Here is a 14,220-nt window from a genome sequence, read left to right as displayed (position 1 = left end):
AAGTAAAGAAGAAGTTAGCTTCCGTGAACATAAACGTCGCAGATTTGTAAAACGGGAATTACATCCTGTTATTATTTGTCGTACTCACCCTTGGCCTGTGTTTAGGTAAATTGCGTCTTGGTGCAATCCAACTGGGTAATTCTATTGGTGTTCTGGTTGTTTCTTTATTATTAGGCCAACAACATTTCACAATAAATACAGACGCACTTAATTTGGGCTTCATGTTGTTCATTTTTTGCGTTGGCGTGGAAGCGGGCCCCAACTTTTTCTCCATTTTCTTCCGTGATGGTAAAAATTATCTCATGCTGGCACTGGTCATGGTGGGCAGTGCATTATTACTGGCACTGGGTATGGGCCGGCTCTTCGGATGGGATATTGGCCTGACAGCCGGTATGCTGGCAGGCTCCATGACTTCCACGCCGGTTCTGGTGGGTGCTGGCGATACACTCCGGCATTCCGGAATGAACCACCCGGAACTGGTCAGCGCACTTGATCACCTGAGTCTGGGTTATGCGTTGACATACCTGATAGGCCTTGTCAGCCTGATTGTTGCTGCCCGGTATATGCCAAAACTGCAACACCAGGATTTGCAAACCAGCGCCCAGCAAATTGCGCGTGAGCGTGGTCTGGATACCGATTCCAACCGCAAAGTCTACTTACCCGTTATTCGTGCTTACCGTGTTGGGCCGGAACTGGTCGCCTGGGCCGATGGGAAAAACCTGCGGGAACTCGGTATTTACCGCCAGACAGGCTGCTATATTGAGCGCATCCGCCGTAATGGGATTCTGGCAAACCCCGATGGCGATGCAGTATTGCAGATGGGTGATGAAATCGCCCTGGTGGGGTACCCGGATGCCCATGCGCGTCTTGACCCCAGTTTTCGTAATGGGAAAGAGGTGTTCGATCGCGATTTGCTCGACATGCGTATTGTCACCGAAGAGATAGTAGTAAAAAACCACAATGCCGTTGGCCGCCGCCTGGCGCAACTTAAGCTCACTGACCATGGGTGTTTCCTTAACCGCGTTATCCGCAGCCAAATAGAAATGCCAATTGACGATAATATCGTCCTTAACAAAGGCGACGTGTTGCAGGTAAGTGGTGATGCACGCCGTGTTAAAACCGTGGCAGAGCGTATCGGCTTTATCTCCATTCACAGCCAAATTACCGACCTGCTGGCTTTTTGCGCATTTTTTATTATTGGTCTGATGATCGGGATGATTACCTTTCAGTTCAGCTCATTCAGTTTTGGTATTGGTAATGCCGCCGGGCTGTTGTTCGCCGGCATTATGCTCGGGTTCCTGCGCGCCAACCACCCCACCTTTGGTTACATTCCCCAGGGCGCACTCAATATGGTGAAAGAGTTTGGCCTGATGGTGTTTATGGCTGGCGTCGGTTTGAGTGCCGGTGGTGGCATTGGTCACAACCTGGGGGCAATTGGCGGGCAAATGCTGGCCTCCGGGGTTGTTGTAAGCCTGGTACCGGTATTAATTTCCTTTCTGTTTGGCGCCTATGTACTGCGTATGAACCGTGCATTGTTGTTTGGCGCCATTATGGGTGCACGCACCTGCGCACCAGCAATGGAAATTATCAGTGATGCTTCCCGCAGTAACATCCCCGCGCTGGGTTATGCTGGCACTTATGCCATCGCTAACGTGTTGTTAACTCTCGCCGGGACACTAATTATTGTTATCTGGCCAGGGATGTGATGGTGACCACAGAAAAAAATAAATTTTTTTTAGGTCAAAGGAGAACTTTTCTGGGGGCATGAAGTCTGAATTAGTGCCACTGCTTTTCTTTGATGTCCCCAAATTTGTGGAGCCCATCAATCACGCCATTTTGGTTCAAGATTGATGGGTTTTTTATTGCCTGAAATTTATTCAACACAAAATCAACAGGTTATACATCACATCTTGTATAGATGTTGGTAAATACAGAGGAATACAATCAATACCGTTTTGAGCAGAGCTAATGCCAGGCGCTGTAGTCCAGAGCAACAGGCCGAATCCAGTTATCAACAAACAGCTACTCAAACGGTTTTCTTGCCACAAACTCCGTTACCGCCGCCAGACCTGTATGGTATTTACCTTCATAAATTTCTTTCTCGCTCATACAACCATGTAAAACATTCATATTACTAAAACACTGTTCGAGCTCATCAAGATTTACCAATAAATCAGCTTCCCGTGGGCCTCCAGTTTGGTAATTAAGCTGGCGGGTTGAGTATGCCTGGTAAATCAAAACACCACCCGGTACCAGGGCATCCATAATTTTCTGATGAATGGCGTGGCGTACATCTGAAGGTAAGTGGCAAAAAATCATTATCACCGCATCACAGGGGCTGTTAATAGTATAATGAGTCAGATCAGCCACCTGAGTTTGTAACGAAACACGGTTCTGTTCGGCCAGTTTATGAGCTTTAGCCATGCCCACTGAAGAACCATCAACAGCATGTACATGATGGCCTAAAGTAGCAAGGTACACAGCATTTCGCCCCTCACCTTCACCAAGGCTGAGAATATTCAGTGGTGCTGCCAGGTTAAGCGCATTGACCTGCTCCACTAAGAATTGATTCGGTTCAGTTCCATAAGCGTAACCATTCTGGCTATAGCGTTCATCCCATCTATTCATTCTGAATTCACACCTTTACTTATATATATACTGGCTCAACTGAAGTATGCCTGCCCATGACATCTGCTCGTTCAGCATGTTTACACACAGGAGGCAGCTTGCACTTTTCCGGCATAGCTCGTATGATGATGTTATGTTATAACATTATATACCAATAATGAGGCTATATGAAACCCGGACTTCACCCACAATACCGCACTGTAGTCTTCCATGACACCAGCGCGAACCACTATATAAAAGTAGGTTCAACCATTGCGACAGACCGTGAAATAGAGATTGACGGCATGACTTATCCCTATGTCACCGTCGATGTCTCTTCAGCTTCGCATCCCTACTATACCGGCAAGCAGAAAACTTTTACCAATGAGGGAAGCGCTGCCCGTTTCAACCAGCGCTTTGGACGATTTTTTAACCCGAAGGACAAACAATAATGCAGGTACTGAACTCATTACGTTCGGCCAAACTACGCCATCCCGATTGCCAGTTGGTTAAACGCAAGGGCCGTATTTACGTCATTTGTAAGAGCAACCCACGGTTTAAAGCAGTTCAGGGAAGAAAAAAACGCCGTTGAAGTGATAAAGAAAAATCCCCGGCACAACCGGACTGTACCCGGGGATTTTTCAGGCTCACCCATCAGTGTTGCGGTACCCTCTTGCTGTACTTATGTACAACCCTCTGCGCAATTGTTACTGTGCATTACCGGAATTAAGCTACAGGGATTTTATGCTTTCCTCGTTACCCTCTTCTCATGCCTTGCGCCAACGCACATGGGCTTTGTTTGCGTTATTTTTTCTCCCCGGCCTGTTGATGGCCTCCTGGGCTTCACGTACACCGGCTATTCGCGATGACTTGCAAGTTTCTATTGGTGAAATGGGAATCGTGCTGTTTGGGCTTTCAATTGGCTCGATGAGCGGCATTCTGAGTTCAGGCTGGCTGGTCAATCGATTTGGTACCCGCTACGTGATTCGTTTTGCCATGTCATTAGTGGTTACCGGTGTTGTGCTGATGTCCGGGGCGCTGTTGCCGGGCCTGCCCTGGTTGTTTTCTCTGGGGCTTGCCAGTTTGGGGGCCGGGTTAGGCGCTTCCGAGGTGGCAGTGAATGTTGAAGGTGCCATTGTTGAACGGTTACGGGGAAAAACCCTGTTACCGATGATGCACGGGTGTTACAGCTTCGGTACCCTGGTTGGGGCTGGAGCGGGTATTGGCTTGTCGGCGTTAAAACTACCGGTGAGTTTGCACTTGTTTATTGCCGGTTTGTCCACACTGGTTCCACTGGTGCTTGCGGTGCGAGCCATCCCACCACATAACAGTGGCAGCCCCGCCAAAGGAGAACAAGACAACAAACCTGCACATATCCCCTTCTGGCGTGATGTTCAGTTGCTTCTTATTGGTGTTGTAATTCTGGCGATGGCACTGGCGGAAGGCTCCGCTACCGACTGGTTATCTTTACTGATGGTAGATGGCCATGGATTTTCCCAAACATCCGGCACACTTATCTATACCGGGTTCACACTGGGAATGACGCTGGGCCGGTTTACGGGTGGCTGGTTTATTGACCGTTATGACCGGGTTGCAGTGGTACGCACCAGCGCATTGTTGGGTGCGCTGGGAATTGGCATCATTGTGTTTGTCGATAACCCGTTTCTGGCAGGCTGTGCTGTTCTGTTATGGGGCGCTGGTGCATCACTGGGTTTTCCGCTCACCATCTCAGCGGCAAGCGACACCGGCCCTAACGCACCTGCCCGGGTAAGCGTAGTGGCCGCAACAGGCTATATTGCCTTTCTGGTCGGCCCTCCAATGCTCGGTTACCTTGGGGAGCACTATGGCTTGCGCCATGCAATGGTGGTTGTGCTGGCGCTGATGATTGTTGCCGCGCTGGTTGCCCGCGCTGTAGCAAAACCCCGGCCAGCAACTACCCGTTCTGACTAAAACCCGGAACGTATTTTCAGGGCTGTTGCTTACTGCCTGCGGTTTTATCCCACAAAAACCAGGTAGTCAGGGCAGCCCAGATGAAACCACAGGCCAGGTTTACCGCAGAAAAAGCGCCTATTCCCCCCGCCAACTCAACATGTTTACTGAATTCAATCCCTACAATAAAAATCAACATCTGCAGCATTCCCATTGCAGCAGATACCGTACCTTTACTCATATCGCTGGAGAAGAGTGTTAAGCGCACCAGACCAGCATTAGCCAGACCTATACCAAAAGCATACAGGCTCAGCCCAGCCGTCATCCACATCCAGGCATGTGGGTCAGACCAGGTTGCCAGTGCGGCCAGCAGCAACCCCAGCGTAATTGGCCAGCCACCCAGCCAAATTAGTTTACGTACCGCATGGCGTGCCGTGAGTTTTGCCAGCACCAGGTTGCCCGCAATCAGCGAGCCAAAAACAGGCACCTGCAGCAACCCATAATCCAGAGACGACAACCCCTGTTCTTCAATAATCATCACCGGAGATTGCGCTATCCACGCCAGGAGCGGCAGCGAGACAAATCCAATACCCAGAGCACCGGCGACAAAACGCCCATTGCGCAACACCTGCGCGTAATCTTTTACCAGTACAGGCAGAGAAAGCGGTTCACCAATACGGGTGGCAGTTTCTGGCATAGTGCGCCACAACCCAATAAAAGCCACCAGTGCCAGAACCGCAAATAACACAAACATCCATTCCCAGGGAGCAACCGCGACCCAGGCTGCACCGGCCAGCGGACCAAGCAGAGGTGCAATCAGCGCAACATTTGCCATCAGCGCAGTAATTTTTATACAACGCACTTCATCAAAAGATTCTTGTATCGCAGCATACCCAACAGCCCCAATAAAGCACAGACCAACACCTTGCATAAAACGCAACACAGTGAACGTTACTATATCGTGTACCAGCAATGTTGCCAGGCATGTGAGAATAAACCACAAGGCGCCCAGCAACATCACCGGACGCCGCCCACGCCGGTCAGATAACGGGCCAAGCAACCACTGCAAAACCATCCCGCCCGCCAGGTAAGCCGTCATGGAGCCAGACACCCAGGAAACATCAGCCCGGAATTGAGCCACGACTGCCAGCATCCCCGGCTGGATCATGTCGTTTCCGATATAAGTTGAAAACTCATACAGCACCAGGCTAAGCGGGAAAATAACCATGTAGCTGAATGATTTACGTTTGTTACCCATTATTTTCCTGATTGCTGTCGATGAATGTTCGCGCCGATTTTAAGGAATTGATACGAAAGCACCAGACAAATTGTAGTGAATAAAAAAAAACAGTTTTGTGTCAGTTTTATTTAAGGTTTTTTTAAGCACAACAGTCTAGCATTACAGGCTGATTAATCAGTACATTTGGTAAGCCATGTCACAGTACAAAAATCACCACACCCAAGTACAAACCAGGACAAACCCTCTTTACCTCCTGCCACTACATTTCTATGGTTATCAGCTTATTGCCCTGACTGCGTTGGGGGTTGTATTTTTTTGGTTTTCACGCAATGAGGTGCTGGATTACTCACTGACACATTACTGGTTCAACCCTGTCACTCACCATTTTCCATGGAAAGATAATGTCTGGCTGGACAGAATAAACCATCGGTTGCTGAAGTATCTGGTTATAGCAGCAGGTGCTTATTTTCTGGTGAAAGGGGCGTGGCAGAAGAACCCTCGCATGGTTGTCGTTGCGGTTCTGATGGGCCTTGGTGCTGCGGCTGTTGGTATTTTGAAAGCAACCAGCCACCACTCCTGCCCCTGGGATTTGCTGGCCTTTGGTGGTCATGCTGCGGAGTACCCCTTGTTAAGCAGTGTACCAGCACTGAGTGGTCCGGGGCGTTGTTTTCCTGGCGGGCATGCATCCAGTGGTTTTATGGCAATGGCTTTTTTCTTTTGGTTTTATCCGGAAAAGCCACGTCTGGCCTGGTTTGCTTTGCTCTGTGGCGTTCTGTTGGGGTTGGCAATGGGTTATGGGCAGGTGATGCGCGGCGCACACTTTTTCAGCCATAACCTGTGGGCTGGCTGGTGGGTCTGGCTGGTACAGGTTGCCGGCTACTTTGGGTTTTCCCAGGGAATTGCGTGGTTTAGAAGAGAGAGATAATGGAAACAATTAATACCACACTATTTTTGCTTATCAACGCGACACCCGCGTCTCCGGGCTGGCTGATTCGCCTTGCTGTGTTTATTGCGCGGGATATGATCTCAATTGTGCCTTTACTGGCGGTGGCATTGTGGTTATGGGGCCCGCGTCAGCAGATTTCGACCCAGCGGCATCTGGTTATCAAACTGGCAATGGCGATGGCTGTTAGCCTGGTCGTTTCCTGGGCCCTGAGTCTTGCTTTCCCACACCCCCGACCGTTTGCTGAAGGCATTGGTTATCAGTGGCTACACCACAGTGCAGATGATTCGTTCCCCAGCGACCATGGAACTGTTATTTTCACCTTCGCCATCGCATTCCTGTTCTGGCACAGAGTGTGGTCTGGCATATTCATGCTGATTCTGGGCTGCGCTATCGCCTGGTCACGCGTGTACCTTGGCATCCACTGGCCGCTGGATATGGTGGGTGGTTTTCTGGTGGGGTTACTTGCCTGTCTTAGCAGCCAAATTCTCTGGCCCGGTCCTGGCATTAAACTTTTCCGTATTGTTCAGCGCCTTTATCGGGTGTGTTTCTCAGCGCTTATCAATAAAGGCTGGGTGCGTGACTAACCACACACATGACGCTAAGATGCAATCATTAACCCGGTACTGACCGCCGGGTTTTTTAATGAGAGCACTATGGAAACACGACACGACGAACGAGTCCAACAACTCCTTCTGGCAATTAAGCGCAGCGACAAACTCCATTTAAAAGATGCTGCACGGTTGTTGGGTGTATCTGAAATGACCATCCGCCGTGATATTAATACCACCGATGCCCCGGTAACATTATTAGGTGGCTACCTGGTGATAGAAGCACATGCCGCCAATGCCAGTAATTATTTACTCAGTGTACAAAAGCACCGTCTGGTCAAAGAGAAACAATTCATTGGCCGCCTGGCAGCAAAGCTGGTTAAGCCGCATCATACGGTCTTTTTTGACTGTGGCACCACGACACCCTGGATTATTAACGCTATTGCTGATGACCTGCCATTTACCGGCATTTGCTATTCCCTGAACACCTTTCTGAGCCTGCAAGAAAAACCCATGTGCCAGGTTATCCTGTGCGGCGGGGAGTTCCACCATGAGAATGCAGTCTTTACGCCTATTACCTTTCAGGAGACGCTGGATCATTTACGCCCGGACCTGGCATTTTTCTCCGCTGCCGGCGTTGACCCTCAGAAAGGAGTAACTTGCTTTAATATCAATGAATTGCCTGTAAAACATTGGGCAATGAAAGCAGCAAGCCGCCATATTCTGGTCGCAGACCACAGTAAATTTGGTGTAGTCCGTGGTGCATTTATGGGTGAACTCAGTGCGTTTGATTCACTGGTAACAGACAAACCGCTTTTGGCCGGGGTTCAGGAAGCAGTACTCGCCAGAGCAATAACTGTTATCTGTGAAGAATGACCAGGCCCGGCAAAACCGGGCCTGAGAAGTAATACTGCTACCTGGTTATCAGGAGAACCAGCCACCAAACCACTGGTGGAATTTGAACTGGATGTAATCCCATATCCGGCTGAAGAATCCGCCCTTTTCCACCGCTTCCATCACCACCAACGGGCGCTGTTCAATAGTTTGCCCATTCAGTTGAAAATTAATGGTTCCGACGACTTCGCCTTTTTTCAATGGTGCAGTCAGTTCAGGGGAATTAAGTGTGTAAGAGGCACGCAGATTTTTCATTTGCCCACGCGGGATGGTAATGGCTCCGGTGTCACCCGCCCCCAGGTTGACTTCAGACTTGTCGCCATACCAGACACGCTGAGTCACAAAGGGCCGGTCAGGGCTGATGGGAGTTACTGTCTCAAAGAAACGAAAACCCCAGGTCAGCAATTTTTCCGATTCATTAAACCGAATACGGTCTGTTTTCGCCCCGAGAACGACCGAGATAAGGCGCATATCCCCCTGGGTTGCAGAGGCAACCAGGTTATACCCGTCCCCTGCAGTAGTGCCGGTTTTCATGCCATCCACATTCAGGTTTGTGTTCCACAACAGCCGGTTACGGTTAGGCTGGCGAATATTATTGAAGGTAAACTCTTTTTCTTTATTAATGGCATACTCATTGGGCACATCACGTACCAGCGCCTGGCCTAATAACGCCATATCACGCGCAGTAGTAAACTGCCCCGGCGCATCCAGGCCGTGTACTGTTTTAAAGGTGGTATTGGTCAGGTGCAACCGTTTTGCATAACCGTTCATCAGGTTAACGAAAGCATCCTGGCTGCCAGCGATATAGTCAGCCATTGCAATACAGGCATCATTACCTGACTGAATAATGATCCCTTTATTGAGATCATCAACAGACACACGATCCCGGGGCTTTAAAAACATTACTGACGAGCCACGCAACGCCGGATTGCCGGTCGCCCAGGCATCGTTTCCCACTGTCACCATATCTGTGAGACGAATTTTACCCGCTTTCAGCGCCTGGCCGACGACATAACTGGTCATCAGTTTAGTCAGGCTGGCGGGGTCAAGTTTTTCATCAGCATTGCCTTCCGCCAGGACTTTACCACTGGCATAGTCCATCAGTATCCAGGCTTTTGCATCGATGGCCGGTGCCGCAGGTGCGGCTGGCTCTGCAAAAACCTGGGGAGAAACGAGTAAAAGAAGTGTTGTTCCCGCGCACCAGGCACGAAACGAGGAGGATAAACCACGTTTATTCATAACTTTGCCACCTGAGTATCCATTCCAAAACAACAGCGCCTTGCGACCTGCCTAAAAGAAGATAACCAGTAACCTAACGCGCTGCTTGTGTTAAAGAAACCTTGATTTGGTAAAGTTTTTTAAGTTTATGCGATAACCTGGGAACCTGCTTTTCATTGTTACTAATTAATAAACAACATGTTGGTAAATTACGCACCAGCGCGCATACTGACAAATCCATTTACTAGTTGGGAGAAGATGGTGATAAAAGTCTGGGGCAGAAACAACTCAACCAATGTGAAGAAAGTTCTATGGTGCCTGGAAGAACTCGGTCTGGAGTATGAAAATATTCCGGCAGGTGGTCAGTTTGGGAAAACCCATGACCCGGAATATCTGGCCATGAACCCCAATGCACTTATCCCTTGCCTGCAGGATGACACGACAGGTATTACCTTGTGGGAATCCAACGTCATTGTGCGTTATCTGGCCGCGCAGTACGGCCAACAAAGCCTGTGGACGGAAAATCCCGCAAAACGCGCGCAGGGCGAAAAGTGGATGGACTGGGCTGCCAGCACACTTCCCTACGCCTTTCGCGGAGTTTACCTTGGCCTGGTAAGAACCCCTCCCGAGCAACGCGACGAACAAAGTATTAAACAAAGCCGCAAGGAGTGTGAAAAGTTACTGACAATGCTGGATCAGGCTCTGGCACAGTCTGAGTGGCTATCTGGCGAAGAGTTCGGTATTGCTGACATCGCCCCAGCTCCCATCGTTTATGGGTTACTGAACCTGGATATCACCTGGCCTGAATGGCCACATTTGCGTAACTGGTATCAACGCCTGTCACAGCGCCCGGCGTTCCGGCGTATTGTGATGATTCCCCTCAGTTGACCCGCGAAAAGCCGAGCTGGCGCGCTTCTTTCCCGAAGCGCGCCGCATATTATTATGTCACCCCGTCTTCAGCATGTGAACAGAGGTGATTCAGGCACTTATCGAGATCATCAATACATGCCTGTAATTTACGGGCATCAACCGTTATGTACGAGGGGCAATCGTGCCCACCCGATAATAAGCATAATGATGCCGACGCCACTGCTTCTATAGCCCGATGAAAATCAGTAATTTCGCTACCAGGCAAATCATCCCGAATAGCAGGCCACTCGTCACGGAAGTCATTGCACAATGCCAGCAATGTTTCTCGTAACTGCAGCCCTTCGTTAACGGACATATACCCTTTGGCCCGACGCAACTCTGAGTAGCACTGCAACGCTGCCCGGGCTGCGGTCATTTTTGCCATCAGTTCAGCTTTGCATTTACTTGCGGTCATTATTGATCCCTCCCTTGATATTAGCCGAAGACATAATTCCGGCTAATACAATAAGGCTAGATCTGTTTAGTGTGCTGAATACTGCCACAGGTCAATATTTGACCAACAGATTACAGAATTTACATTTCAGCTACCCGCCAGAAGGTGGCTGTAATGGGGCTGACTGGGTATAATCGCCCGATTATGAGCAATGAACTGTATAAAAAATGTCTAAAATTGGATTTCTGTCGTTAGGTTGCCCAAAGAATCTGGTGGATTCAGAACGCATCCTGACTGAATTACGTACTGAAGGCTATGATGTGGTGCCCAGTTATGATGACGCCGACCTGGTCATCGTTAACACCTGCGGTTTTATCGACAGCGCAGTCCAGGAATCACTGGAAGCGATTGGTGAAGCTTTAAACGAAAACGGTAAAGTTATCGTCACCGGTTGCCTTGGGGCAAAGGAAGATCAAATTCGTGATGTCCATCCTAAGGTGTTGGAAATTACTGGGCCGCATAGCTATGAACAGGTGCTGAATCATGTTCATCACTATGCCCCCAAACCTGAACATGATCCGTTTGTCAGCCTGGTGCCTAAACAAGGCGTAAAACTAACGCCGCGCCACTACGCTTACCTGAAAATTTCAGAAGGCTGCAACCATCGCTGCACCTTCTGTATTATTCCTTCCATGCGTGGTGACCTCGACAGCCGGGCAATTGGTGAAGTGTTGGATGAAGCCAAACGCCTGGTTGAAGCCGGAGTAAAAGAACTGCTGGTTATTTCTCAGGATACCTCTGCCTACGGCGTTGACGTGAAGCACCGTACCGGGTTCTGGAATGGGCAGCCGGTGAAAACCAGCATGGTCAGCCTGTGTGAACAGCTTTCCCGTCTTGGTGTCTGGACTCGTCTGCACTATGTCTACCCATATCCCCACGTAGATGAAGTCATTCCGTTAATGGCGGAAGGTAAAATCCTGCCTTACCTTGATATCCCGTTGCAGCATGCCAGCCCCAGGATCCTGAAGTTGATGAAACGCCCCGGGGCCGTTGAGCGCACCCTTGAGCGTATTAAGCGCTGGCGTGAAATTTGCCCTGAGTTAACCCTGCGTTCAACCTTCATTGTCGGTTTCCCGGGGGAAACAGAAGAAGACTTCCAGATGCTGCTGGATTTCATTACCGAAGCGCGCCTTGACCGTGTTGGCTGTTTTAAATACAGCCCCGTGGAGGGAGCAACAGCCAATGAGCTTCCGTCTCCAGTGCCAGAAGACATCAAAGAAGAACGCTTCCACCGCTTTATGCAGTTGCAGCAGAAAATTTCTGCAGAACGCCTGCAAGAAAAAGTGGGGCGAGAAATTCTGGTCATGATTGATGAAACTGATGAAGAAGGTGCGATTGGCCGGAGTATGGCTGACGCACCGGAAATTGACGGGGCAGTATACCTTAATGGTGAGACCCACCTGAAAGCCGGGGATATTGTTAAAGTGAAGGTGGAAAACGCAGACGAATACGATCTGTGGGGTTCACTGGTTCGCTAACCCGTTAACCCGCTAACCTCAGGCTTGTTTTGTGGCCTGAGGTTGCATTACACCTGTTTTGCACCCAACTGTATTTCTCTTCTCGCTGGCCTGCCCGGTATTATTTTCGTTATGATTTCAGGTCATCGCCTTCCAGCGCATCCCGTAGCCCGTCACCAAGCAAGTTAAACGCCAGGACACTCAGGAAAATAGCAAGGCTTGGGAAAATAGCAACATGGGGAGCAATCACCATATCGCTTCGGGCTTCGCTGAGCATCACGCCCCATTCCGGAGTTGGTGATTGCGCGCCCATCCCCAGAAATGAAAGACTGGATGCGGAAATAATGGATAATCCAATACGCATAGTTAAAAAAACCAGAATAGATGATAACGTACCAGGCAGAATATGACGTACTAAAATCACCCAGTCAGAAGCACCAATACTGCGCACTGACTCAATATACATCTGGTTTTTCAATACCAGCGTATTACCTCTGACCAGGCGGGCAAACGCCGGGATACTAAAGATAGCAACCGCAATAATCACATTGCTCATGCCATTGCCCATCACAGCCACAACCGCAATCGCCAGTAAAATCCCGGGGAAAGCAAACATCACATCACACAGGCGCATAATCAGCCGGTCATACCAGCCTTCATAATAACCAGCCACCAACCCAAGCCCGGTACCAATAACCATACCGATAAACACTGCCAGAACGCCGGCCGCCAGCGAGATACGCGCGCCAACCAGCACACGGGAAAAAATATCACGGCCAAGGGAATCGACACCAAACCAGTGAGCCAGTGAAGGCCCGGCATTCAGTTGGTCGTAATCGTAGTAGGTCTGTGCATTGTAAGGGGCAATCCACGGCGCCAGAATAGCCAGGATTATCAACAGGCACACGAATCCGCCAGCAGCCACAGCAATGGGCTGGCGGCGAAAACGGCCCCAGAAAGTACGCCAGGGAGGTGTACCCCGTAGTGGATGCATCACTGGTATAGCTTTAATGATTGCCTGGCGTCGCCAGTTAAACAGAGTCATGTTACGCGTTACACCCTTCTATTTATAACGAATGGCCGGATTTAACAGGGCATAGATAACGTCCACAGCCAGGTTTATCAGAATAAAGATTAAAGAAAACAGCAGAACTTCGGCCTGAATAACCGGGTAATCACGCATTTCTACTGAATCCACCAATAACCTGCCAAGCCCGGGCCAGTTAAAGACTTTCTCTACCACAATAGAACCGCCCAGCAAGAAACCGAATTGCAGGCCCATCATCGTGACAACCGGCACCATCGCATTACGCAGGCCGTGCTTAAGGATAACCACCTGTTCCCGCAATCCCTTTGCCCGGGCGGTACGCATGTACTCTTCCTGCAATACTTCAACAAATGCCGCACGCGTGAAACGGGCCATTACTGCGGCAACCCCCGCACCTAAGGTAATGGAAGGCAGAATATAGTGGTGCCAGGTATCTGCTCCCACGACAGGAAACCAACCAAGATCCACCGCAAAGATCTGAATCAGCACCATTCCCAGGGCAAAAGCTGGAAAAGAGATACCCGTTACTGCCAGCGCCATACTCAGGTAATCCGGCCAACGGTTGCGCCAGACAGCCGCCACCACGCCACTGATTAAGCCAAAGATGACAGCCCAAAGCATACTCAGGCAGGCCAGCCAAAATGTGGGCATAAAGCGGGCAGCGATTTCCTCGGTTACCGGGCGGTGAGAAACCATCGACATACCGAAATCACCCTGCAACAATTGCCAAATAAAATGCAGAAATTGCTGCCATAACGGTGCATCCAGTCCAAGCTGTTTGCGCACCATCTCTACAACAACAGGCCCCGCTTCCGGGCCGGCCATCAGCCTTGCCGGGTCGCCCGGCAGCAAATGCACAAACAAAAATACCAGTACACTGACAAAAAACAGTGTTGGGATAAGCCCGAGCAGGCGCTTTGCTACATAAGTCAACATGCCGCGGCTACATCCAGTTGTTATTCATAATAAA

At 49.8% G+C, this 14,220-nt stretch carries 15 protein-coding genes; 9 read left to right on the top strand and 6 right to left on the bottom strand.

All coding sequences use genetic code 11. The features are described 5' to 3' along the window. The first annotated feature begins 62 nt into the window (after positions 1-62). The gene (locus tag MPHASIOC01_RS02720) at positions 63-1,706 is read left to right on the top strand and encodes an aspartate:alanine antiporter (protein WP_353614888.1); all 1,644 of its coding nucleotides are present in this window, start codon (positions 63-65) and stop codon (positions 1,704-1,706) included. A 316-nt stretch (positions 1,707-2,022) separates the two neighbouring features. Here the strand turns inward: MPHASIOC01_RS02720 and MPHASIOC01_RS02715 are convergent, their stop codons facing one another. Further along, entirely contained in the window at positions 2,023-2,628 is a 606-nt protein-coding gene (locus MPHASIOC01_RS02715) for a class I SAM-dependent methyltransferase (protein WP_064599913.1), read from the bottom strand. 167 nt (positions 2,629-2,795) lie between these two features. Here MPHASIOC01_RS02715 and MPHASIOC01_RS02710 point away from each other — a divergent pair, with 167 nt between their 5' ends. The 3 genes from MPHASIOC01_RS02710 (at position 2,796) to MPHASIOC01_RS02700 (ending at position 4,557) form a co-directional block, all read left to right on the top strand. Then, positions 2,796-3,059: a type B 50S ribosomal protein L31 gene (locus MPHASIOC01_RS02710; protein WP_064599911.1), complete on the top strand. Its 264-nt coding sequence runs from the start codon at positions 2,796-2,798 to the stop codon at positions 3,057-3,059. Then, complete coding sequence (gene ykgO / locus MPHASIOC01_RS02705) at positions 3,059-3,199, top strand: type B 50S ribosomal protein L36 (protein WP_064599910.1); 141 nt, start codon at positions 3,059-3,061, stop codon at positions 3,197-3,199. The genes MPHASIOC01_RS02710 and ykgO overlap by 1 nt, the downstream gene beginning before the upstream one ends. A gap of 152 nt (positions 3,200-3,351) precedes the next feature. Then, positions 3,352-4,557 (top strand): MFS transporter, encoded by a 1,206-nt coding sequence (locus tag MPHASIOC01_RS02700; RefSeq protein WP_353613876.1) that lies wholly within the window; start codon positions 3,352-3,354, stop codon positions 4,555-4,557. A 16-nt stretch (positions 4,558-4,573) separates the two neighbouring features. Here the strand turns inward: MPHASIOC01_RS02700 and MPHASIOC01_RS02695 are convergent, their stop codons facing one another. Next, positions 4,574-5,794, bottom strand: coding sequence for an MFS transporter (locus tag MPHASIOC01_RS02695; protein ID WP_064599906.1), 1,221 nt, complete (start codon positions 5,792-5,794; stop codon positions 4,574-4,576). A gap of 175 nt (positions 5,795-5,969) precedes the next feature. Between MPHASIOC01_RS02695 and MPHASIOC01_RS02690 the strand changes: the two genes are divergently transcribed. The 3 genes from MPHASIOC01_RS02690 (at position 5,970) to deoR (ending at position 8,146) form a co-directional block, all read left to right on the top strand. Beyond that, positions 5,970-6,701: a phosphatase PAP2 family protein gene (locus MPHASIOC01_RS02690; protein WP_064599904.1), complete on the top strand. Its 732-nt coding sequence runs from the start codon at positions 5,970-5,972 to the stop codon at positions 6,699-6,701. Beyond that, positions 6,698-7,306, top strand: a complete 609-nt coding sequence (gene ybjG, locus MPHASIOC01_RS02685) for an undecaprenyl-diphosphate phosphatase (RefSeq protein ID WP_064599902.1) — start codon at positions 6,698-6,700, stop codon at positions 7,304-7,306. The genes MPHASIOC01_RS02690 and ybjG overlap by 4 nt, the downstream gene beginning before the upstream one ends. A 69-nt stretch (positions 7,307-7,375) precedes the next feature. Then, positions 7,376-8,146, top strand: a complete 771-nt coding sequence (gene deoR, locus MPHASIOC01_RS02680) for a DNA-binding transcriptional repressor DeoR (protein ID WP_064599900.1) — start codon at positions 7,376-7,378, stop codon at positions 8,144-8,146. A 48-nt stretch (positions 8,147-8,194) separates the two neighbouring features. On the opposite strand, the gene dacC is transcribed toward deoR, so the two are convergent. Next, positions 8,195-9,403, bottom strand: coding sequence for a serine-type D-Ala-D-Ala carboxypeptidase (gene dacC, locus MPHASIOC01_RS02675; RefSeq protein ID WP_064599898.1), 1,209 nt, complete (start codon positions 9,401-9,403; stop codon positions 8,195-8,197). A gap of 240 nt (positions 9,404-9,643) precedes the next feature. On the opposite strand from dacC, the gene MPHASIOC01_RS02670 reads away from it, so the two are divergent. After that, on the top strand, positions 9,644-10,270 hold the full coding sequence (locus MPHASIOC01_RS02670) for a glutathione S-transferase family protein (protein ID WP_353614887.1): 627 nt from the start codon (positions 9,644-9,646) through the stop codon (positions 10,268-10,270). A 52-nt stretch (positions 10,271-10,322) separates the two neighbouring features. Here MPHASIOC01_RS02670 and MPHASIOC01_RS02665 read toward each other — a convergent pair whose 3' ends face one another. Beyond that, positions 10,323-10,706 carry a biofilm formation regulator BssR gene (locus MPHASIOC01_RS02665; RefSeq protein ID WP_064599896.1) on the bottom strand — a complete coding sequence of 128 codons (384 nt, stop codon included), beginning with the start codon at positions 10,704-10,706 and terminating at the stop codon, positions 10,323-10,325. Positions 10,707-10,912: 206 nt separating this feature from the next. On the opposite strand from MPHASIOC01_RS02665, the gene rimO reads away from it, so the two are divergent. Next, positions 10,913-12,223: a 30S ribosomal protein S12 methylthiotransferase RimO gene (gene rimO, locus MPHASIOC01_RS02660; RefSeq protein WP_036107578.1), complete on the top strand. Its 1,311-nt coding sequence runs from the start codon at positions 10,913-10,915 to the stop codon at positions 12,221-12,223. Between the two features lie 109 nt (positions 12,224-12,332). Here the strand turns inward: rimO and gsiD are convergent, their stop codons facing one another. Further along, the gene (gene gsiD, locus MPHASIOC01_RS02655) at positions 12,333-13,247 is read right to left on the bottom strand and encodes a glutathione ABC transporter permease GsiD (protein WP_064599892.1); all 915 of its coding nucleotides are present in this window, start codon (positions 13,245-13,247) and stop codon (positions 12,333-12,335) included. Between the two features lie 18 nt (positions 13,248-13,265). After that, positions 13,266-14,186: a glutathione ABC transporter permease GsiC gene (gsiC, locus tag MPHASIOC01_RS02650; protein ID WP_064599890.1), complete on the bottom strand. Its 921-nt coding sequence runs from the start codon at positions 14,184-14,186 to the stop codon at positions 13,266-13,268. Between the last annotated feature and the right edge of the window lie 34 nt (positions 14,187-14,220).

Source organism: Mangrovibacter phragmitis, from assembly GCF_040429585.1.
Classification (GTDB): Bacteria; Pseudomonadota; Gammaproteobacteria; order Enterobacterales; family Enterobacteriaceae; genus Mangrovibacter; species Mangrovibacter phragmitis.
Note: the sequence above shows the minus strand (reverse complement) of the source record. Positions and strands in the feature narration are given on the sequence as shown.